The following is a 19,209-nucleotide window of genomic DNA, read 5'->3' on the forward strand; positions in this document are numbered from 1 at the left end:
CCGGAATATCCTGCCGCTCAGTTCAGTTCTTCCATGCGCAGGCGCGTGACCGCCGACAGCACGGTCGGCAGCGACTCGATCTTCGCGATGGCGGTATTGACCTGCTTCTCGCGGGTCACGTGCGTCAGAATGATGATGTCGGTCTGCGGCTCGCCCTCGCGCGATTCCTTCTGCAACATCGCGTCGATAGAGATGCCCGCCTCGGCCAGGATGCGCGTGATCTCGGCCAGCACGCCGGTCTCGTCCGCCACGCGCATGCGCAGGTAGTAGGCGCTGTTGATTTCCTCGATCGGCAGCACCGGCACGTTCGACAGCTCGTCCGGCTGGAACGCCAGGTGCGGCACGCGGTGGTTCGGGTCGGCGGTATGCAGGCGGGTCACGTCGACCAGGTCGGCGATCACGGCCGAAGCGGTCGGCTCCGCGCCTGCGCCCTTGCCGTAGTACAGCGTGGCGCCCACGGCGTCGCCCTGCACCAGCACGGCATTCATCGCGCCTTCCACGTTGGCGATCAGGCGCGAGGCCGGCACCAGCGTCGGATGCACGCGCAGCTCCACGCCGTCGTCGCGGCGGCGCGTGATGCCCAGCAGCTTGATGCGGTAGCCCAGTTCCTCGGCGTACTTGATGTCGGTCGCGGCCAGCTTGGTGATGCCTTCCACGTGGGCCTTGTCGAACTGCACCGGCATGCCGAAGGCGATCGCGCTCATCAGCGTGACCTTGTGCGCGGCGTCGACGCCTTCGATGTCGAAGGTCGGGTCGGCCTCCGCATAGCCGAGCTGCTGCGCTTCCTTCAGGACCGTGTCGAAGTCCAGGCCCTTGTCGCGCATCTCGGACAGGATGAAGTTGGTGGTGCCGTTGATGATGCCGGCGATCCACTGGATGCGGTTGGCGGTCAGGCCTTCGCGCAGCGCCTTGATGATCGGGATGCCGCCGGCGACCGCGGCTTCGAACGCGACGATCACGCCCTTGCGGCGCGCGGCTTCGAAGATCTCGTTGCCGTGCACCGCCAGCAGCGCCTTGTTGGCAGTGACCACGTGCTTGCCGTTCTCGATGGCCTTGAGCACCAGCTCGCGCGCGATGCCATAGCCGCCGATCAGCTCCACCACGATGTCGATGTCCGGGCGGGTCACCACCACGTTGGCGTCGTTGACGATCTCGACTTCGCCGTTGGTCAGCTCGCGTGCGCGCTCGGTGTTGAGATCTGCCACCAGGGCGATCTCGATGCCGCGGCCGGCGCGGCGGCGAATTTCTTCCTGGTTGCGCTTGAGCACGTTGAACGTGCCGCTACCGACGGTACCGATGCCGAGCAGGCCAACTTTGATGGGATTCATGGACAATCTGACTCTAGGTTGCTAAGGATGAGATGCAGCGGCCGCCCGTTCAGGCAGCCACCTTGCCGTGGCGTTTTCGGTACGCCTCCAGGAAGCGCGCGATGCGGTTGATCGCCTCGCGCAGGTCTTCCTCGTGCGGCAGGAATACGATCCGGAAATGGTCCGGCTTGTCCCAGTTGAAGCCGGAGCCCTGCACCAGCAGCACCTTGGACTCCTGCAGCAGTTCATAGATGAACTCCTGGTCGTCCTGCACCGGGTACATCGACAGGTCCAGCTTCGGGAACAGGTACAGCGCGGCCTTGGGCTTGACGCAGGTGACGCCCGGAATCGCCGTGATCAGCTCGTACGCCAGGTCGCGCTGGCGGCGCAGGCGGCCGCCTTCGGCGACCAGGTCGTTGATGCTCTGGTAGCCGCCCAGCGCGGTCTGGATGGCCCACTGCCCCGGCACGTTGGCGCACAGGCGCATCGAGGACAGCATGTTCAGGCCTTCGATATAGTCCAGCGCCGGGCGCTTGTCGCCCGACACCACCATCCAGCCGGCGCGGTAGCCGCACGAGCGGTAGTTCTTGGACAGGCCGTTGAACGTCACCGTCAGCACGTCGGTCGACAGCGAGGCGATCGAGGTATGGACGTTGCCGTCGTACAGGACCTTGTCGTAGATCTCGTCGGCGAAGATGATCAGCCCATGCTCGCGCGCGATCGCGACGATCTCCAGCAGCAGTTCGTCCGAGTACAGCGCGCCGGTCGGGTTGTTCGGGTTGATGATGACGATGCCCTTGGTGTGGGGCGTGATGCGGGCGCGGATATCGTCCGGGTCCGGCATCCACTCGTTGGACTCGTCGCAGATATAGTGGACCGGCGTGCCGCCAGACAGGCTCACCGCGGCGGTCCACAGCGGGTAGTCCGGTGCCGGCACCAGGACTTCGTCGCCGCTGTTGAGCAGCGCGTTGACCGCCATCACGATCAGTTCGGAGGCGCCGTTGCCCACGTAGATGTCTTCCAGGCCGACGCCCTGGATATTCTTCTGCTGGGTGTAGTGCATGATCGCCTTGCGCGCGGCGAAAATGCCCTTCGAATCCGAGTATCCCGCCGAATTCGGCAGGTTGCGCATCATGTCCTGCTGGATTTCCTCCGGCGCATCGAAACCGAATACGGCCAGGTTGCCGATATTCAGCTTGATGATCTTGTGCCCCTCTTCCTCCATCTGCTTGGCCTTTTCCAGCACCGGGCCGCGGATGTCGTAGCAAACGTTATTGAGTTTGTTGGATTTCTGGATGGGTTTCACGGCGATGTCGGCGGAGGCGAAAACTGCCGCGTCGGCGGCAGCGAACATGGGAATCCGGATGGAGTTTGGGTGCGCCGTCCGTTGCGGTGCAATGCTGTCGTGCCGTGAACATGGCAGACACGGAGGCAAAAGCTATAATTTATCGGATTATGACAGACTTCGGCAGCAATTCTTGCATTGCAGCGTGCCGCGGCCCCAGGCGAAACCCGCCGCCGCCGGCGCCTGCATCACTGCCGTCAACCCGCTGCCTGCCCGCGCTGCCGGCTATCCGCCCCGGGCGGAACGCCACCGCGCCGGCCAGACAGCCTCCGGGGGCCCCCAATTGAAACTTCACGCCGACCAGCCGCAGGCGCTCAATACCGTCACCGCCTATGGGCCGGACTACATTGAAATCAACCTGATACGTCACACGCATTCCATCCTGGTGCTTCCGGAAGGCGAGATCCGTCCGTGGCCGGTGGGCCGCTTCGAAGACCTCGAACCCGCTCACTTCGAGGCGCTGGCGGCACTGGAGCCGGAGGTCGTGCTGCTGGGAACGGGTTCGCGCCTGCGCTTCCCGCACCCGCGGCTGACGGCCTCCCTGGCCCGCAAGCATGTCGGGGTGGATGCCATGGACATGCAGGCCGCATGCCGCACCTACAATATCCTGATGGCCGAAGGCCGCAAGGTGGCCGCCGTGCTGCTGCTCGAAGCCGCAGGCAGCTGAGCCGTCGTTGGCCGGACTGGAAAAGTTGAGAAGGCGCCACGCTTGAAGTCCGGGCGCGCGCCCCAATCTGCTCCCCTCGTGACGCAGGCGCGCTACCCGCGCGGCCCTCGTCCGCACCCTCGCAGCCTCTCCGATACTGCCCCTCCCCTGGAGCCATAACAATGACAGTCAGTCTCAACAAGGCCGTACCCGACTTCAGCGCGCCGGTCACCGGCGACGGCGGCACCTTCCGTCTCTCCGAACATCGCGGCAAGACCGTGGTGCTGTACTTCTACCCGAAGGACAACACCCCCGGCTGCACCACCGAGGCCATGAACTTCCGCGACCAGCACGACGACTTCGTCAAGGCCGGCGTGGCCGTATTCGGCATCTCGCGCGACAGCCTGCGCTCGCACGAGAATTTCAAGGCGAAGCTCGAGTTGCCGTTCGAACTGATTTCGGACCCGGACGAGGCGGTGTGCAATCTTTTCGATGTCATGAAAATGAAAAAGCTCTATGGCAAGGAGCACCGCGGCGTCGAACGCAGTACTTTTATCGTCGACAGCAAGGGCATCCTGCGCCACGAGCTGCGCGGCATCAAGGTGCCCAACCATGTCGACGAGGTGCTTGAGATCGTTCGCGGCCTCTGACACGCCATGCGCATGGCCACCGTCCAACGAGGTGGCGAGACGGGCCCGTTTGGCATCGCCGCGACACCGCACTTTCTCCGCGTGAGTGGCAATTGCCAAACCCAAAACCTTCGGATACATTGGCTCGTAATGAGTTCAGATTCCGGATGCCACGCTGATTCGACTTCCTGGCCCAGGCGGTTCGCGCCGCAGGCCGGTGGCGGATCTGCCGTGTCGCAGGTCCGCATGCAAGCCGCCAAACCTGTATTGCAGGGATGGCGGCTTTTTTGTTTATCCGATGCCCCGGGTGCCTCGCGCGTGCATGCTCCGGTGGCTGCTGGCATTTTCCTTGCGAAATGCCGCACGGATAGTTCCGCCCCCATCTTGTCCCCCTGAAAGGAAAGCCAAGCATGCCGCTGCCCACCATGCCCGCCAAGCCTGCCCAATTGCTGGATCCGAGCGAGTTTGCTCCGGTCTCCGCGGTGCCCAAGGCCAAAGCCGTCGCACAGGAGAAGAAACCTGTGCCGGCACTCGAGCGCGTGGCATTGCTGGAAACCGGTGAAACCGGCGCGCCTGCCGTCAAGGCGCGCGCTGCCGCCGGTACCCGCGCCCGCTCGACCCCCACGCCAACCTTGCCGGAAACGCCGGTCGCCACGGCCCCGGTCAGCCTGGTCAAACCCGCGGCCGGCCCGACGCGGCGCGCACGCAAGTCAGAAGGCCCGAGCAAGCTGTTCGTGCTCGACACCAACGTGCTGATGCACGACCCGAGCTCGCTGTTCCGCTTCGAAGAGCACGACGTCTATCTGCCCATGATGACGCTCGAGGAACTGGACAACCACAAGAAGGGCATGAGCGAAGTCGCGCGCAACGCGCGCACGGTCAGCCGCACCCTCGATTCGCTGGTCAGCGACACCGGCGGCGTGCTTGACGAGGGCTTGCCGCTGGCCAAGCTCGGCAACCGCGACGCGCAGGGCAAGCTGTTCTTCCAGACCCGGCTCAACGATATCAAGCTGCCCGAAGGCCTGCCGCAGGGCAAGGCCGACAACCAGATCCTGGGCGTGGTCAGCGCGTTGCAGCAGCAGTACCCCGAGCGCCAGGTCGTGCTGGTGTCGAAAGACATCAACATGCGCATCAAGGCGCGTGCGCTGGGCCTGCCTGCCGAGGACTACTACAACGACCAGGTCCTCGAAGACAAGGACCTGCTCTACGCCGGCGTGATGCAACTGCCCGGCGACTTCTGGGCCAAGCACGGCAAGGGCGTCGAGAGCTGGCAGGACCCGAAGACCGGCGCGATGTTCTATCGCCTGACCGGTCCGCTGGTGCCGTCTTTCCTGGTCAACCAGTTCGTCTATCTCGAACCCGTGGATGGCAGCCTGCCGCTCTACGCGCAGGTCAAGGAGATCAACGGCAAGACCGCGCTGCTGCAGACGCTCAAGGACTACACGCACAACAAGAACAACGTGTGGAGCGTGACCGCCCGAAACCGCGAACAGAACTTCGCGCTCAACCTGCTGATGAACCCGGACATCGACTTCGTCACGCTGCTCGGCCAGGCCGGTACCGGCAAGACGCTGCTGGCGCTGGCGGCGGGACTGGAGCAGGTGCTGGACCAAAAGCTGTACAACGAGATCATCGTCACCCGCGCGACCGTGCCGGTCGGCGAGGACATCGGCTTCCTGCCCGGTACCGAGGAAGAGAAGATGCAGCCGTGGATGGGTGCGTTCGACGACAATCTCGAAGTCCTGCAGAAGAGCGATGACAGCGCGGGCGAATGGGGCCGCGCGGCAACGCAGGAGCTGATCCGCTCGCGCATCAAGGTCAAGAGCATGAACTTCATGCGCGGCCGCACCTTCGTCAACAAGTTCGTCATCATCGACGAGGCGCAGAATTTGACGCCGAAGCAGATGAAGACGCTGGTCACGCGCGCGGGCCCGGGTACCAAGATCATCTGCCTGGGCAATATCGCGCAGATCGATACGCCGTACCTGACCGAAGGTTCGTCGGGCCTGACCTACGTGGTGGACCGCTTCAAGGGCTGGAGCCACAGCGGCCATATCACCCTGGCGCGCGGCGAGCGCTCGCGCCTGGCCGACCACGCCGGCGACGTACTGTAAGGCGTGCCGCCGGGCTGCCCCCGCGGCGAGGCCGGCGGCTAGAATCCGCGCCCCGGCCCGTGCCGCGGGCGCTTTTTTTTGTTCGCGATGAGATCGCTCGACAGGAGGCGTCGATGAGTCATCAGCAATCGCCAGGCCAGCATCGCCCCACCACGCAACAAGCGCGCGCCGCGTGTCCCCGATGGGACCGCAAGCGCATGCTGGCGCTGGTCGCACTGACCGCGGCGGGCATGGCGCTGACCGCCGCCTGGCGGCCCGCGCGCGCGGCCGACCCGATGGTGATCCGCACCATGGGCCCGGTGAGCTATGTCTGCGGCGGCGTTGCCGAAGACGAACGCGCGGCGCTGGCCGGCCTGGAAAAGAACTTCAACATGGGCATCCTGTTCACGCAGGGCAGCAACGGGGAGTTCCTCTCGGACGTCGCCGTGCGGCTGTTGCGCGACGAGCAGGAGGTCGCGGCCTTCCGTGCCGCCGGCCCGCGCTGCCTCATACGTGCGCCAGAAGGCAGCTACAATATCGAGGCCAGTTACAAGGGCCAGACCAAGACCATCAGGATCGGCACCGGAAGCCGCGACGCTCAGTTGCGCTGGTAGCGAAAAGATCCGGGTCGGGGCTGGCGACCGACCAGACAGGATGCCTTCGCGCCGATCCCTTGCCCTTTGCGCCATCCGGCTACGCCTGCCCGCGGTTCCCGCCGCGGCACGGCTGCCGCTGGTTTGTGCCGCCGCCCTGCTGCTGGCGGCCTGCGCCGGCTCGCCGTCCCGCCATGCCAACCTGCCCCGCGCGCCGGGCAAGCCGATGATCGACCCGAGCGCCGGGCTCGAAGAAATCTCCATCCAGGCCATGTCGCTGGTCGGCACGCCGTACCGCTACGGCGGCAATACGCCTGACAGCGGCTTCGATTGCAGTGGCCTGGTGCGGTATGTAGTCGGGCGGGCCGCCAACGTCAACCTGCCGCGCACCACCGAAGCCATGGGTACGCGCGGTTCGGCACTGGACCGCAGCGAGGTCGCATCGGGCGACCTGGTCTTCTTCAATACCACGGGCCGCGCCAACTCCCATGTCGGCATCTACGTCGGCCAGAACCGCTTCGTGCACGCGCCGTCCACCGGCGGCACCGTGCGCCTTGAGGACATGGGCAGGTCTTACTGGGCATCCCGGTACAACGGTGCGCGACGCGTGGTGGCGGCGGTCAACCAGCCGCTGCCGGCCCCGGCTGCAAGCCCGGTACCGGCTCCCGTACCGACGCCGGCGACGCCAGCGCTACCACCCGATCCCGCGCCTCCGGTTGACGATGATCCGATCGCCGCCTTCGCCAACAAATAGGACGCCGTGAACGACAAAGAGCCAGGCATTTGCCTGGCTCTTTGTCGTTCACGGAGGATCTGTCGTGTCTTACAGGATATGGCGGCCGATCCACCACGCAATCGCGGACATGAACGCGGAAGCGGGAATCGTCAGCACCCACGCCCAGACGATATTGCCGGCCACGCCCCAGCGCACCGCCGACATCTTCCGCGCCGAGCCCACGCCAACGATGGCACCAGTGATAGTGTGCGTGGTCGACACCGGCACGCCTAGCGCCGACGCGATGAACAGCGTAATAGCGCCACCGGTCTCGGCACAGAAGCCGCCGACAGGCTTCAGCTTGGTGATCTTCTGGCCCATGGTCCGCACAATGCGCCAGCCGCCGAACAGCGTACCCATGCCGATGGCCACATAGCAGCTCACGATGACCCAGATCGGAGGCTCCCCGCCAGCAGCGACATGGCCGCTCGCGATCAGCAGCATCCAGATGATGCCGATGGTCTTCTGCGCATCATTGCCACCGTGGCCCAGGCTGTAGAGCGAGGCCGATGCCAGCTGCAGCCGGCGGAACCAGCGGTCCACGCGCGACGGTGGCGTGCGGAAGAACGTCCAGCCCACGATCACCATCATTAGCGAACCCAGGATCAGGCCCAGCAGCGGCGAGACCACGATGAACACCACCGTTTTCAGCAGGCCGTTGCCCACCAGCGCGCCGGTGCCCGCCTTGGCCACCGCTGCGCCGACCAGGCCGCCGATCAGCGCGTGCGAGGACGACGACGGAATGCCGTAGTACCACGTGATCGCATTCCAGGCGATGGCCCCGACCAGCGCACCGAATATCACGTAGTGGTCAACGATGTTGACGTCTACGGTGCCGGTACCCACGGTGGCTGCCACCTTCAGGTGGAAGATGAAGATCGCGACGACGTTGCACATCGCTGCCATCGCCACCGCATGGTGCGGCTTGAGCACGCCCGTGGAGACCACCGTGGCGATCGAGTTCGCCGCGTCGTGGAAGCCGTTCATGAAGTCGAACAGCAGCGCGAGCGCCACCAGCAGGCCGATCACCCACAGGCTCATTTGAATGGTATGCATGCCGATTCCGCTCAGGCGTTTTCCAGGACGATGCCTTCAATGATGTTGGCCACGTCCTCGCACTTGTCGGTAATCGTTTCGAGCTGCTCGTAGATGGCCTTCAGCTTGATCAGGCGCTTGACGTCGGTCTCGTCGCGGAACAGCTTGGACATGGCCGAGCGCATCACGCGGTCGGCTTCCGATTCGAGCTGGTCGATCTGCTGCGCCGTCTTCAGGATGGTGCTGGCATTGCCCATGTCCTCGAGCAGGCCCACCGCGATCTTGACCTGGTCGCAGCATTGCACGCAGATAGCCGCCAGGCGCAGCGCCTCGTCGGTCAGGCTGGTCACGTCGTACAGCGAGATGGTTTCGGCCACGTCTTCCATCAGGTCCAGGATGTCGTCCATGGTCGTGATGAGCTTGTGGATCTCGTCGCGGTCCAGCGGCGTGATGAAGGTCTTGTGCAGCAGGTCGATGGTGTCGTGCGTGATCCGGTCGGCTTTCTTTTCGGTCGCCTGGACCCGGCGGGCATGCGCCTCGGCATTGGGCAAGTCATTGACCAGGGTCTGCAGTTCGTGGGCGGCGGTCACCGCGCAGTCCGCATGCTGGTTGAAGTATTCGAAGAACTTGCCCTCTGTGGGCATGAATCGGCCGAACATGGAATGTTCCTTGTCGCAGCGCAGTAACGCCGCTTGGTTTGTTGCTGGAGGTTGCGCAATGCATCGCGCGACAGCGGCGTTTCCGGCCACTGTCATCAAAGCGCAATATTTTACAGGGTTGTTGCAGCAATGCCTGCCGATATGTCGCAAACGAGACGCTCGATTGCCGGCAGGCTTGACTTCAGTTGTCGTTGTCGAAGAAGGCCGGGCCGCCGCTGAAGTTGTCGAACTTTGTGAACTGCCCCAGGAAGGTCAGGCGCACCGTGCCGATCGGGCCGTTACGCTGCTTGCCGATAATGATTTCGGCCGTGCCCTTGTCCTGGGAGTCCTGGTTATAGACTTCATCGCGGTAAATGAACAGGATCACGTCTGCATCCTGTTCGATAGCGCCCGACTCACGCAGGTCGGACATCACCGGGCGCTTGTTCGGACGCTGCTCCAGGCTTCGGTTCAGCTGCGACAGCGCGATCACCGGGCAGTTCAGCTCCTTGGCCAGGCCCTTGAGCGAACGCGAGATTTCGGAAATTTCGGTCGCCCGGTTTTCGCCGCCACCGGAGCCGGACATCAGCTGCAGGTAGTCGATGATGATCAGGCCGAGCTGCCCGCATTGGCGCGCCAGCCGGCGCGAGCGCGCACGCAACTCCATCGGGTTCAGCGCCGGGGTCTCGTCGATGAAGAGCTGGGCGTCGTTCATGCGCTGGATGGCATGGGTCAGGCGCGGCCAGTCTTCGTCCAGCAGCCGGCCGGTACGCAGCCGGTGCTGGTCCAGGCGGCCGACCGAACCCAGCATACGCATGGCCAGCTGGGTGCCCGCCATTTCCATCGAGAACACCGCGACCGGCAGCCCCTGCTCCACGGCCACGTGTTCGCCGATGTTCAGCGAGAATGCCGTCTTACCCATCGACGGACGACCCGCCACGATGATCAGGTCACCGGCCTGCATGCCGCTGGTCATCTTGTCGAGATCGATGAAACCGGTCGGCACGCCGGTGACGTCGGTGGTCGAATCGCGGTGGTACAGCTCGTCGATACGTTCCACCACCTGCGTCAGCAGCGGCTGGATTTCCTGGAAGCCCTTCTGCCCGCGCGATCCCTCTTCGGCGATGGCGAAGACCTTGGATTCGGCCGCATCCAGCAGCTCGCGGACTTCACGCCCCTGCGGCGCGAACGCCGACGACGCGATATCGTCCGCCACGGTCACCAGCTTGCGCAGCACCGCGCGCTCGCGCACGATCTCCGCGTAGCGGCGGATATTGGCGGCGCTGGGCGTATTCTGGGCAAGGGAGTTCAGGTAGGCCAGGCCGCCCACTTCCTCGGCCTTGCCGGCCACCTGCAGCATTTCGAAGACGGTGATGACGTCGGCGGGCTTGGTCGCCGAGATCAGCTTCGCGATGTTCTGGAAGATCAGCCGGTGATCAAAGCGGTAGAAGTCCGCTTCGGAAATGAAATCGGCAATGCGGTCCCAGGCGGAATTGTCCAGCAGCAGGCCACCGAGCACCGATTGCTCGGCCTCGATCGAATGCGGCGGTACCTTGAGACTTTCAAGTTGGGGATCGGCGACGGGCGCGTTCATGGGGTGGGATTATACCGGCGGTCGGACGCTGCCCGGCGGGCATTTGAGCGGCAACAATTTGACATCGGGCCTTGACAGCAGTGGGTGTGCAGCACGATGGGCCGCCATGCAACGCATGCCGCGGAAAAAGAAAAAGGCAGGAGCGTGGCTCCTGCCTTTTCGCTTGCATGGTGCCGGACGAACCGGCACGCAAGGTCTTGCTTAGACTTGCTCGCCAACCACAGCGACGGTCACGTCGACCACCACGTCGGTGTGCAGGGCAACGCTGACCGGGTGCTCGCCAACGGTCTTCAGCGGGCCGTTCGGCAGACGAACCTGGGCCTTCTCCAGCTTGAAGCCTTGGTTGCCGAGGGCCACAGCGATGTCGGCGTTGGTCACGGAACCAAACAGACGGCCATCCACACCCGACTTCTGCGAGATGTTGACAGTCTGGCCGTTCAGCTTCTCGCCTTCGGCTTGCGCGGCGGCCAGCTTCTCGGCGGCGGCCTTTTCCAGCTCGGCGCGCTTCACTTCGAATTCCTGGATCGCGGTTTGCGTGGCGCGACGGGCCTTCTTGCTCGGGATCAGGAAGTTACGGGCGTAACCATCCTTCACCTTGACGATGTCACCCAGGTTGCCCAGGTTGATCACTTTTTCCAGCAGAATAATTTGCATCGTGTTCTCTCCTTTACGGACCTATGGCCTGGACTATCAGTTCTTGTGCAGGTCGGTGTACGGCATCAGCGCCAGGAAACGCGCGCGCTTGATGGCCGTATCCAGCTGACGCTGATAGTGAGCCTTGGTACCGGTCAGGCGAGCCGGCGTGATCTTGCCGTTGTCGCCGATGAAGTCCTTCAGTGTGTCCAGATCCTTGTAGTCGATCTGTTCCACGCCAGCCACGGTGAAGCGGCAGAAGCGCTTGCGCTTGAACAGCGGGTTCTGTTGCTGGAAGCGCTTCTTGTTCTTGTCGTTACGTTTGATGAATGCCACGATTCAATCCTTTACGAATGCTTTACATCCAGTGATGTGAAAGACGAGGGCCTTGCTGTTGCGGTGCTTGCGGGTCAGGAATCCTTCGCAATCGAGCAGCGTGCCGAGCGGCAACCGCTCCAGACGCTGGCCAACTGGCCCGATCCCCATCGCTGCAATGGCAAACTCGACCTGCCTCGGCGTATCCGCCTCGATCGCCGCGCCGCTGTACTGCAAGATGCAGTTCACGACGGGCACGCCGGCCGGGGTGTACCTGAGGGCATCGCGTTCCGCCAGGGTGGCGGCTAGCCGAAGCTGGTTCAACGCGTCGCCCCTTGCAGTGTGTTGCCCATGCTGTCGTGATCAGGCTTGCCAGCCACGACAGGCACCGCAGCCAGCATTCAGGCAGCCTGGCCTTCGGTGGTCGTTTGCGCGGCCTTGCGGGCTTCTTCGCGCTGCACTTCCTTCATCATCGGCGAAGGAGCGGTTTCGGCCTTCTTGGTCTGCACGATCAGATGGCGCAGCACGGCGTCATTGAACTTGAAGGCGTGTTCCAGCTCGACCAGGGTGTCCTTGCCGCACTCGATGTTGACGCAAACGTAGTGTGCCTTTGCCAGCTTCTGGATCATGTAAGCCATCTGGCGACGGCCCCAGTCTTCCACGCGGTGGATCTGGCCGCCTTGCGACGTCACGAGCGACTTGTAACGCTCGATCATGGCCGGCACTTGCTCGCTCTGGTCCGGGTGGACGATGAATACGATTTCGTAATGACGCATTGACGCTCCTTTTGGATAAGCCACCCGGGCGTCACGTCCGGTGCGGCAAGGTTGAATAGCCTTAGAGTATAGCCCGGCTATTGACAATCACGCAACCGCTATCACACCGATGCAAACAGCGCCTGGAGCCGGTCCGGCGCCGCCGCCAGCCCCGGTTCCTGCGCAAGCGCCACCAGCAACAGCACCCTTGCCTTATAGGGGTTCAGGTCCGCGGCGGAGACAAACACGCCGGCATCCGGGTCCGTAACTGGCGGAATCGACACATGACCGGCCCCGGTTCGCGAGCTCCGCACCACGGCAACACCGGCCGCGGCGGCATCCCTGAGCGCCGCGATCAGCGTCTCATGCACCGAACCGTTGCCCGCCGCCGCCACGACCAGACCGCGTACGCCGGCAGCCACCATGGCGTCCACCGCAATGCGCCCCGGCTGCGTATAGCTTGCGACGATCTCGACCTCGGGCCACCGGGCCGGCACCGGAAAGACCGCCGCAACGGACTGCGCCGGCGTGCGCGCCAGCCGCACCAACTCGTCCTGCACGAAACCCAGCGGACCGCCCTGCGGCGACGCAAAGGCATCCACCGCCGAGGTATGCGCCTTGGTCACGTCGCGCGCCGCATGGATCTGCTGGTTCAGCACTACCAGCACCCCCTTGCCGCGCGCAGCCGCATGCCCGGCGACGCGCACCGCATCGAGCAGATTGAGCGGACCGTCCGCCGACAGCGACGTCGACGGCCGCATTGCGGCGGTCAGAACCACCGGCACCGGACAGGCCTGTGTCAGGTGCAGGAACATCGCCGTCTCTTCAAGCGTGTCCGTGCCATGCGTAATGACGATGCCGGCCACGTCCGCCTCGGCCGACCAATGCTGAATACGCGCGGCCAGCGTCGGCCAAAGCGAAAACACCATGTCCTTGCTATCGATCTGCGCCACCTGCTCGGCTTCAATCCGGGCCACCGACTGCAACGCCGGCACGGCCGCCAGCAACGTTGACACGGGCACCGTCGCGGCCTGGTAGCGCGCGCTGCTGGCCGGATTGGTCGAGGCGCCGGCAATGGTGCCGCCAGTGGCCAGGACCACGATGCGGGGAAGCTGGGACATGGTTAGGGATGCAGGAAGCGGAAGTCCGGCGATTGTACCCGCGGCATGCGGGCAAACCGGATGTCGAGCAGACGCTTCTGAGATTCTGCTTGCGCTTGCGCGAATACTGTATAAAATCACAGCATACTGTTTAAACATACAGTGCTTACCCGGCTGGCAGGCACATAACACCGGGGCACTTTTCGGAACGCTTCCATGGCGACCCTGACACCCCGGCAGCAGCAAATCTTCGACCTGATCCGCAATACGATCCGCGGCACGGGTTTCCCGCCCACACGTGCCGAGATCGCCGCGGAGTTTGGCTTCTCGTCGCCCAATGCCGCGGAAGAACATCTGCGTGCACTGGCGCGCAAGGGCGTGATCGAACTGACGCCGGGCGCGTCGCGCGGCATTCGCCTGAAGGTCGCGCGCAGCGATTCGGAAACCCCCGACCAGTTTTCCTTGCCGATGTCCGGGGTCATGCAGCTGACGCTGCCGCTGGTGGGCCGCGTGGCCGCCGGCAGCCCGATCCTGGCCGCCGAGCATATCGACCGGCAGTACCAGGTCGATGCCTCGGTCTTCGACGAACGCCCCGACTACCTGCTGCGCGTGCGCGGCCTCAGCATGCGTGACGCCGGCATCCTCGACGGCGACCTGCTGGCCGTGCGCAAGGCCAGCGAGGCGCCCAACGGCAAGATCGTCGTGGCCCGCCTGGGCGACGACGTCACCGTCAAGCGCCTGCAGCGCCGTGACGGCGGCATCGAGCTGATCGCGGAAAACCCGGACTTCCCGAACATCATGGTCGGGCCGGGACGCGAAGAGTTCTCGCTTGAAGGCATTGCCGTCGGGCTGATCCGCTCCTCGGGCTTCTGACCAGCGCGGCCAGCCGCGCGCTGGCCGCCGCCCTCCTCCTTGCAGTGCCGACGCCGCCCGCCCGACGGGTGTTGACCCCGCTTTTGCCAATCGAGAGGTGTAGCCATGCCGCAAACCAACCACATCGCCGCCCGCCAGCCGGTCAAGCCCGTGCCGTTCCGGCAAGCGAAGGGGGTTCGCATCTATCAGGGCGCGCAGCGCCGTACCATGGTTGGCAGCATGGCGGCGATCTGCCGGATGCTGGAACTGGCCGAGCCGACCAAACTCCTGGCCTGAGGCTTGCCGCTGGCCGGAGCCGGCCCGAGTGAAATGCAGCGGTAATGCCGCGCTGACGGCGGCTAGTCGTTGGCGTCGCCGGAGATGTGGTCGATCTCGTGCTTCGCAGCTGCGTAGGCCGCCTCGATGGCGCTGTCTTCCGTTGCCGCGAGCGCGCCGGCGTTATGTCGATGTCCGTGTCCACGGATGACAAACGACCAGTCCCATTGTCCGTCGGGCGCCTTGATCGGCTGAATCGAGATTTCCCGGCTCTTGTATCGATATTCCATGGCGGCCTCCCGGTGTCCGGGGCATCGTAGCATGAAGATCCTGACCATCCGAAGCCTGCCGCTTCCCGCGCGCCGGCGGCGGAACAGGGCCGCGCCGAGCCGGGAGCCGCACGCTTCAGGCCGGCAGCTGCTGTGCCGTGGCCTTCTTGCCCAGGATAGCCATCGCGATCAGCCCGAGGGACGGTGTGAAGATCATCGAAAAGGCCAGCCACACCGCAACGGAGCGACCCAGAATATGGGCCAGCAGGCCAATCCCGAAAGAGCAAAGCAGCCAGATAGCCAGGGCAAGCATGATGTTGAGGGGAGCGAGTTCGTGACCACGCCAGTATGGAAAACCGGGGGGAAACCATTTGACCCCAGGTGACATCCGCTTTGCGATTTGGGACAGTCGGGATAACCCCATCCGCGTCCGATCACCTTGTCGGACAGCGACTGATACCGGCGCGGAGTTTCCAGGCCGACACTATCTCCACGGACTCCAGGAGACAGCCATGGCCAACAAGAATATCCACGTCGTGCCTACCTATAATGGCTGGGCTGTCCAGCTCGAAGGCGGGTCGGGAAACGAGCAGCGCTTCACCTGCCAGCAGCACGCCATCGCCACCGGCACGGAAAAGGCGAAAAGGACGAAGGTTGAGCTGCTGATTCACGGCCGTGATGGGCAGATCCATGAAAGGAATTCGTTTGGCCAGGAGACGCCCAACATCAAAGGGTGATGGCTGGGCCGGTCCGCGAAGCCGGACGCCAGGGACAACGCCTCGATATAGCGGCTACCGTACATAACCCAGCGCGTGTCGCCGGGTTTTTCGCTGCAAGGCGACGTACAATTTTTGCCAGATAGCTCTCTGGCTGGGCGCGGGGTTGTATTTCCGCCTTCGTCAGTCCTTGGTGATCGCCATGAAGATGCTGATATGGATGATCGCGGCACTGGCTGCCGCCACAGCCACAGCCGCGCGCGCCGAAGACGCCTATGTCTATCCGTTTGACGACATGAGGGTCGGGGAAACGGTTCGAACGCCATTTCCCACGGTGCTGTACCTGCACAAGAAGTGCGACCTGCCCTTGGCCGGCGCCAATCAAATGCGCTTTTATGCGGCCTACCACGGCGCGTGGGACACCGGGTGCTGGGTGAAAAACCTCCACGGGGATGCGGTGATCGTAGTGCCCAGACAGCCTACCAGGACGATTTCGCTCGATGCACTTGCCCGCGCGGATGTCCAGAAGGACGGCACGATGACCATCAAGGCGCTGCCCGCCCGCGGTCGCTAGGCCGTCCGATCGTCAACCGCCACGCTGCACCGTTAGTACCTCGGCCCGTTCTGCCATCGATCCCTGTCCCCGTAGTTCCGATGATCATCCCGGTCGCCGCGATCGCGATCATGATCGTGGTATCGGCCGTCGCTGTAGTAGCCGCCGTCCCGGTGCTCATCCCGGTCAGGGGCCACAACGCAGCCGCTGAGCAACGCCGTGATGGCGGTAAGCAGCACAAGAATGACTTTCATGAGACGCTCCTGTCCGACCCTCGTCATCTCCAGCATATGCAGAGGACCTTCAGGAGGATGTAGGACGGGTGTTCTGCGGCGGCGAGGCGCTTTCCTACAGCCGCGCACACGCGATCATGGAACCCTCCATGCGAGCGCAACCCGGTTGGCCATTGCCCCTCACGACATCGAGGGCCGATGCATGCGCTTGTCCGCTATCGCTGCCCTCTGCGACGCTGCATGCACACCACGGTTACCGCCGCGCAGCACACCAGGTTGAGCAAGGCGATCAGCGTGAAAAACAGGTCGTGGATGACGATGACACCGTAGGCCACTGCGGTGGCGTTGGCCACGACCCAGGAGCCCCATGTCAACAGCGAGATATCGCGCGCGCCGTCGGTGCTGCGCCACACCGCCATCAGTTGCGGCACATAAGTAAAGATGCGCGCCGCGTTGGTCATGAAGTAAAGCCAGGCGATCGTTGAATCGGTCGCCCACGGAGCCATGGTGGTCTGCACGCGCCCCACCGGCGCGTTCCAGATCAACGCTGCCAGGATGCAGTAGATCAGCGCGATCACATAGCCGATAGATGTTCGCCGGGCAGGCGTGGCAAGCATTCGATTGACGCGGTGGAGCATCTTGGCACCCTTTGCTTTAGAGGGATTCGTGTTGCTCGTAAGGGTATAAAATCCTTTCCAGCGCCGCGTCATCGGAAGCGATGACGGACAGGACCCATAACAAGAATGGGAGCTCGCCATGAACGGCCTGGAGGGCGTGACGGCCCAGCAACTCTCCGACGTAATCGGCGCCATCTACGACTGCGCGCTCGACCCGGAGCGCTGGCCCGGTGCCTGCCGATCGGTGGCGGACTTGTGCGCAAGCACGGGCGGCGGCATCTGCGTGCATGACCTCAAGCAGGTGCGCAACGACCAGTTGTTCGTATTCGGCTACCAGCCCGAATTCCTGGAGAAGCTTGGCAGTGAGTTCGCGCAAAGCCCGATGGCAGCGGCGGACATCGTCTCGAATGTCGGGGACGTCAATTCGCTGGCCAGGGAGCCCCGGCAACTGCTTGAAAGCCGTTTCTACCGCGAAGTCCTGGAGCCGTACGGGCTCACCGACATCATCTGGTTTCCGGCCCTTCGCACGGGCGGACGCATGGCCTCGCTGCACGCTTCCCGCAGCAACAAGAAGCCGCACTACCAGCAGCCCGAGGCGCAGCTGTTCAGGCTGCTGTCTCCTCATGTCTGCCGGGCACTGGCGATCTCCGATGCACTCGACATCCGGGCACTTCGATCGGAGATGCTCGAAAGGACGCTTGACGGACTTTCAGCAGGCGTCTTCCTGACGGCGCGCGATGGGCACGTGGTTTATATGAATGCCGCAGCCGAGCGGCAGGTGAAGGCCGGCCATTCGATCTGCCTGGCCCACAACCGGCTATCGGCGGTCGAACCCACGGCTCGCGCGGCACTTGCGAAGCACATCGATGCCGCGACGCGCGCGGACAACGCTTCATCGTGGAAGGAGCATTCGGTGGCGATTCCCGATGGCGCTGGAACAGGACGCGGCTACGTCGCCACCCTGCTGCCGATTGAGAACGGCGAGCGCAGCGGCATCCTGGCGCCGTTCGCCGCATCGGTCGCCGTGTTTATGCAAGACCCCACCCAGGTCCCGCTCATGCCGGGCGAGGCCTTTGCGCGGCTGCACGGATTGACCGGTGGCGAACTGCGCGTGTTGCTGGCGCTTTCACAAGGGCTAGGAGGCATGGAGTCGGCGGAGATGCTAGGCATCAGCGAGCCGACCGTTCGCACCCATCTTCAGCACATCTTTTTGAAGACCGGCACGACAAGGCAGTCCGATCTTCTGAATCTGCTGCATCGCTCCACACCGCCGGTTCGACGCTAGCGACATGCGCGGGCGCGCCCGCGAGGATTGGAGGCGTTGATGTCCGGGCCTTGTCATTCAATCCCGGACAAGGCGTCGATCAATGGGCAGCAAGCCTCATTGCCATGGGTGTGGCATTGCCCGACAAGACGCTCCAACTCGGCCTGCAACTGTCGCAAATCCTGCAATCGCTTCTCGACAAGACCGAGCTTTTGTTCGGCCAGTGTGCGGGCGGTCCTGCACGAGCCACCATCGCTCTGCCGCAGCAGTACCTGGATTTCATCCAGGGTGAAACCCAGAGACTGGGCCCGGCGGATGAAATAAAGACGCTGCAGGCTCTGCTGCGAATACTGGCGAACGGTCCCAAAGGCACGCTCCGGCACCGGCAGCAACCCGAACCTCTGGTAGTAGCGCACCGTCTCCACCCCGACGCCCGCCGCCTTTGCGAGCTTGCCGATCGTTAGCATGTGCTCCATCGCTTGACTCCGTACCTTGGTACGGGTCTAGGCTATGCATAAACCTCACATTGGGAAAGGACAGTTTGCAATTCGCCATGCACTTGAGGCCGGGAACCAGATGAGCAACATCAATCTGCAATCCGTCATCACCTGCCCCGGTTGCGGGCATACCAAGGAAGAAACCATGCCGGTGGATGCCTGCGTTTGGCGCTACGAGTGCGAGCACTGCCACATTGTGCTGAGGCCAAAGGCCGGTGATTGCTGCGTCTTCTGTTCGTATGGCACCGAACAGTGCCCGCCAATGCAGCGGCGGGCCTCCTAGTCGACATGGTGAAGCGGCGGCCCTTGTTGTCACCAAAGACGTCTCCCAATAGACACCCTGCGTGCTTCTGGTCTCTGGATGGAGGGGAAATCCCCTAGGGACGAAATTAGAAGCATCCCTCTAAACTCACCTTTTGTTTGTGCGTCGCAGCAACTCAGCTCCGGCGTGCTGTTCAATCAGGCGGAGTTGCC

The 19,209-nt window shown here is 63.8% G+C and carries 26 protein-coding genes; 11 read left to right on the top strand and 15 right to left on the bottom strand.

The features are described 5' to 3' along the window. Window positions 1-17 precede the first annotated feature (17 nt). Together ACIGJB_RS09650 and ACIGJB_RS09655 are read right to left on the bottom strand one after the other, a co-directional pair. Window positions 18-1,328 carry a homoserine dehydrogenase gene (locus ACIGJB_RS09650; RefSeq protein ID WP_483729650.1) on the bottom strand — a complete coding sequence of 437 codons (1,311 nt, stop codon included), beginning with the start codon at window positions 1,326-1,328 and terminating at the stop codon, window positions 18-20. A 49-nt stretch (window positions 1,329-1,377) separates the two neighbouring features. Next, on the bottom strand, window positions 1,378-2,661 hold the full coding sequence (locus tag ACIGJB_RS09655) for a pyridoxal phosphate-dependent aminotransferase (protein WP_483708362.1): 1,284 nt from the start codon (window positions 2,659-2,661) through the stop codon (window positions 1,378-1,380). 274 nt (window positions 2,662-2,935) lie between these two features. Here ACIGJB_RS09655 and ACIGJB_RS09660 point away from each other — a divergent pair, with 274 nt between their 5' ends. The 5 genes from ACIGJB_RS09660 to ACIGJB_RS09680 all read left to right on the top strand — a co-directional run bounded on the left by ACIGJB_RS09660 (window position 2,936) and on the right by ACIGJB_RS09680 (window position 7,367). Next, window positions 2,936-3,319 carry an Mth938-like domain-containing protein gene (locus tag ACIGJB_RS09660; RefSeq protein WP_483729651.1) on the top strand — a complete coding sequence of 128 codons (384 nt, stop codon included), beginning with the start codon at window positions 2,936-2,938 and terminating at the stop codon, window positions 3,317-3,319. A 161-nt stretch (window positions 3,320-3,480) separates the two neighbouring features. Further along, the gene (locus ACIGJB_RS09665) at window positions 3,481-3,948 is read left to right on the top strand and encodes a peroxiredoxin (protein WP_483729652.1); all 468 of its coding nucleotides are present in this window, start codon (window positions 3,481-3,483) and stop codon (window positions 3,946-3,948) included. A 389-nt stretch (window positions 3,949-4,337) separates the two neighbouring features. Continuing rightward, complete coding sequence (locus tag ACIGJB_RS09670) at window positions 4,338-6,041, top strand: PhoH family protein (protein WP_483729653.1); 1,704 nt, start codon at window positions 4,338-4,340, stop codon at window positions 6,039-6,041. Between the two features lie 113 nt (window positions 6,042-6,154). After that, a complete protein-coding gene (locus ACIGJB_RS09675; protein WP_483729654.1) occupies window positions 6,155-6,634 on the top strand; it encodes a hypothetical protein in 480 nt (159 codons plus the stop codon). A 40-nt stretch (window positions 6,635-6,674) separates the two neighbouring features. Beyond that, the gene (locus tag ACIGJB_RS09680; protein ID WP_483729655.1) at window positions 6,675-7,367 is read left to right on the top strand and encodes a C40 family peptidase; all 693 of its coding nucleotides are present in this window, start codon (window positions 6,675-6,677) and stop codon (window positions 7,365-7,367) included. Window positions 7,368-7,436: 69 nt separating this feature from the next. On the opposite strand, the gene ACIGJB_RS09685 is transcribed toward ACIGJB_RS09680, so the two are convergent. The 8 genes from ACIGJB_RS09685 to ACIGJB_RS09720 form a co-directional block, all read right to left on the bottom strand. Further along, complete coding sequence (locus ACIGJB_RS09685; RefSeq protein ID WP_483708368.1) at window positions 7,437-8,444, bottom strand: anion permease; 1,008 nt, start codon at window positions 8,442-8,444, stop codon at window positions 7,437-7,439. An 11-nt stretch (window positions 8,445-8,455) separates the two neighbouring features. Continuing rightward, window positions 8,456-9,082, bottom strand: coding sequence for a DUF47 domain-containing protein (locus ACIGJB_RS09690; protein ID WP_011298163.1), 627 nt, complete (start codon window positions 9,080-9,082; stop codon window positions 8,456-8,458). A gap of 181 nt (window positions 9,083-9,263) precedes the next feature. Beyond that, window positions 9,264-10,655, bottom strand: a complete 1,392-nt coding sequence (locus ACIGJB_RS09695; protein WP_483729656.1) for a replicative DNA helicase — start codon at window positions 10,653-10,655, stop codon at window positions 9,264-9,266. 201 nt (window positions 10,656-10,856) lie between these two features. Beyond that, window positions 10,857-11,309, bottom strand: a complete 453-nt coding sequence (rplI, locus tag ACIGJB_RS09700; RefSeq protein ID WP_483729657.1) for a 50S ribosomal protein L9 — start codon at window positions 11,307-11,309, stop codon at window positions 10,857-10,859. 36 nt (window positions 11,310-11,345) lie between these two features. Beyond that, a complete protein-coding gene (gene rpsR, locus ACIGJB_RS09705; RefSeq protein ID WP_483708371.1) occupies window positions 11,346-11,624 on the bottom strand; it encodes a 30S ribosomal protein S18 in 279 nt (92 codons plus the stop codon). A 3-nt stretch (window positions 11,625-11,627) separates the two neighbouring features. Next, entirely contained in the window at window positions 11,628-11,927 is a 300-nt protein-coding gene (priB, locus tag ACIGJB_RS09710) for a primosomal replication protein N (RefSeq protein ID WP_483729658.1), read from the bottom strand. Window positions 11,928-12,004: 77 nt separating this feature from the next. Continuing rightward, complete coding sequence (gene rpsF / locus ACIGJB_RS09715) at window positions 12,005-12,379, bottom strand: 30S ribosomal protein S6 (RefSeq protein WP_483708373.1); 375 nt, start codon at window positions 12,377-12,379, stop codon at window positions 12,005-12,007. A 101-nt stretch (window positions 12,380-12,480) separates the two neighbouring features. After that, complete coding sequence (locus ACIGJB_RS09720; protein ID WP_483729659.1) at window positions 12,481-13,479, bottom strand: asparaginase; 999 nt, start codon at window positions 13,477-13,479, stop codon at window positions 12,481-12,483. Window positions 13,480-13,674: 195 nt separating this feature from the next. On the opposite strand from ACIGJB_RS09720, the gene lexA reads away from it, so the two are divergent. Together lexA and ACIGJB_RS09730 are read left to right on the top strand one after the other, a co-directional pair. Next, window positions 13,675-14,331, top strand: coding sequence for a transcriptional repressor LexA (gene lexA / locus ACIGJB_RS09725; RefSeq protein ID WP_483729660.1), 657 nt, complete (start codon window positions 13,675-13,677; stop codon window positions 14,329-14,331). Between the two features lie 105 nt (window positions 14,332-14,436). Continuing rightward, window positions 14,437-14,607, top strand: coding sequence for a hypothetical protein (locus tag ACIGJB_RS09730; RefSeq protein ID WP_483729661.1), 171 nt, complete (start codon window positions 14,437-14,439; stop codon window positions 14,605-14,607). Between the two features lie 62 nt (window positions 14,608-14,669). On the opposite strand, the gene ACIGJB_RS09735 is transcribed toward ACIGJB_RS09730, so the two are convergent. Both ACIGJB_RS09735 and ACIGJB_RS09740 read right to left on the bottom strand, forming a co-directional pair. Then, window positions 14,670-14,876, bottom strand: coding sequence for a hypothetical protein (locus ACIGJB_RS09735; RefSeq protein ID WP_483729662.1), 207 nt, complete (start codon window positions 14,874-14,876; stop codon window positions 14,670-14,672). 115 nt (window positions 14,877-14,991) lie between these two features. After that, the gene (locus tag ACIGJB_RS09740; protein ID WP_483729663.1) at window positions 14,992-15,168 is read right to left on the bottom strand and encodes a hypothetical protein; all 177 of its coding nucleotides are present in this window, start codon (window positions 15,166-15,168) and stop codon (window positions 14,992-14,994) included. Between the two features lie 199 nt (window positions 15,169-15,367). On the opposite strand from ACIGJB_RS09740, the gene ACIGJB_RS09745 reads away from it, so the two are divergent. Further along, window positions 15,368-15,592, top strand: a complete 225-nt coding sequence (locus ACIGJB_RS09745; RefSeq protein ID WP_483729664.1) for a DUF2188 domain-containing protein — start codon at window positions 15,368-15,370, stop codon at window positions 15,590-15,592. Window positions 15,593-15,773: 181 nt separating this feature from the next. Then, window positions 15,774-16,145 carry a hypothetical protein gene (locus ACIGJB_RS09750; protein WP_483729665.1) on the top strand — a complete coding sequence of 124 codons (372 nt, stop codon included), beginning with the start codon at window positions 15,774-15,776 and terminating at the stop codon, window positions 16,143-16,145. A gap of 32 nt (window positions 16,146-16,177) precedes the next feature. Here ACIGJB_RS09750 and ACIGJB_RS09755 read toward each other — a convergent pair whose 3' ends face one another. Continuing rightward, a complete protein-coding gene (locus ACIGJB_RS09755; RefSeq protein ID WP_483729666.1) occupies window positions 16,178-16,378 on the bottom strand; it encodes a hypothetical protein in 201 nt (66 codons plus the stop codon). Between the two features lie 194 nt (window positions 16,379-16,572). Then, the gene (locus ACIGJB_RS09760) at window positions 16,573-16,935 is read right to left on the bottom strand and encodes a hypothetical protein (RefSeq protein ID WP_483729667.1); all 363 of its coding nucleotides are present in this window, start codon (window positions 16,933-16,935) and stop codon (window positions 16,573-16,575) included. A 178-nt stretch (window positions 16,936-17,113) separates the two neighbouring features. Between ACIGJB_RS09760 and ACIGJB_RS09765 the strand changes: the two genes are divergently transcribed. Continuing rightward, on the top strand, window positions 17,114-18,259 hold the full coding sequence (locus tag ACIGJB_RS09765) for a helix-turn-helix transcriptional regulator (protein ID WP_483729668.1): 1,146 nt from the start codon (window positions 17,114-17,116) through the stop codon (window positions 18,257-18,259). 53 nt (window positions 18,260-18,312) lie between these two features. Here the strand turns inward: ACIGJB_RS09765 and ACIGJB_RS09770 are convergent, their stop codons facing one another. Then, a complete protein-coding gene (locus tag ACIGJB_RS09770; RefSeq protein WP_483729669.1) occupies window positions 18,313-18,714 on the bottom strand; it encodes a MerR family transcriptional regulator in 402 nt (133 codons plus the stop codon). 100 nt (window positions 18,715-18,814) lie between these two features. Between ACIGJB_RS09770 and ACIGJB_RS09775 the strand changes: the two genes are divergently transcribed. Further along, on the top strand, window positions 18,815-19,018 hold the full coding sequence (locus tag ACIGJB_RS09775) for a GDCCVxC domain-containing (seleno)protein (protein WP_483729670.1): 204 nt from the start codon (window positions 18,815-18,817) through the stop codon (window positions 19,016-19,018). Window positions 19,019-19,209: the final 191 nt, after the last annotated feature.

It is taken from the genome of Cupriavidus sp. C2SS-8b, assembly GCF_057073745.1.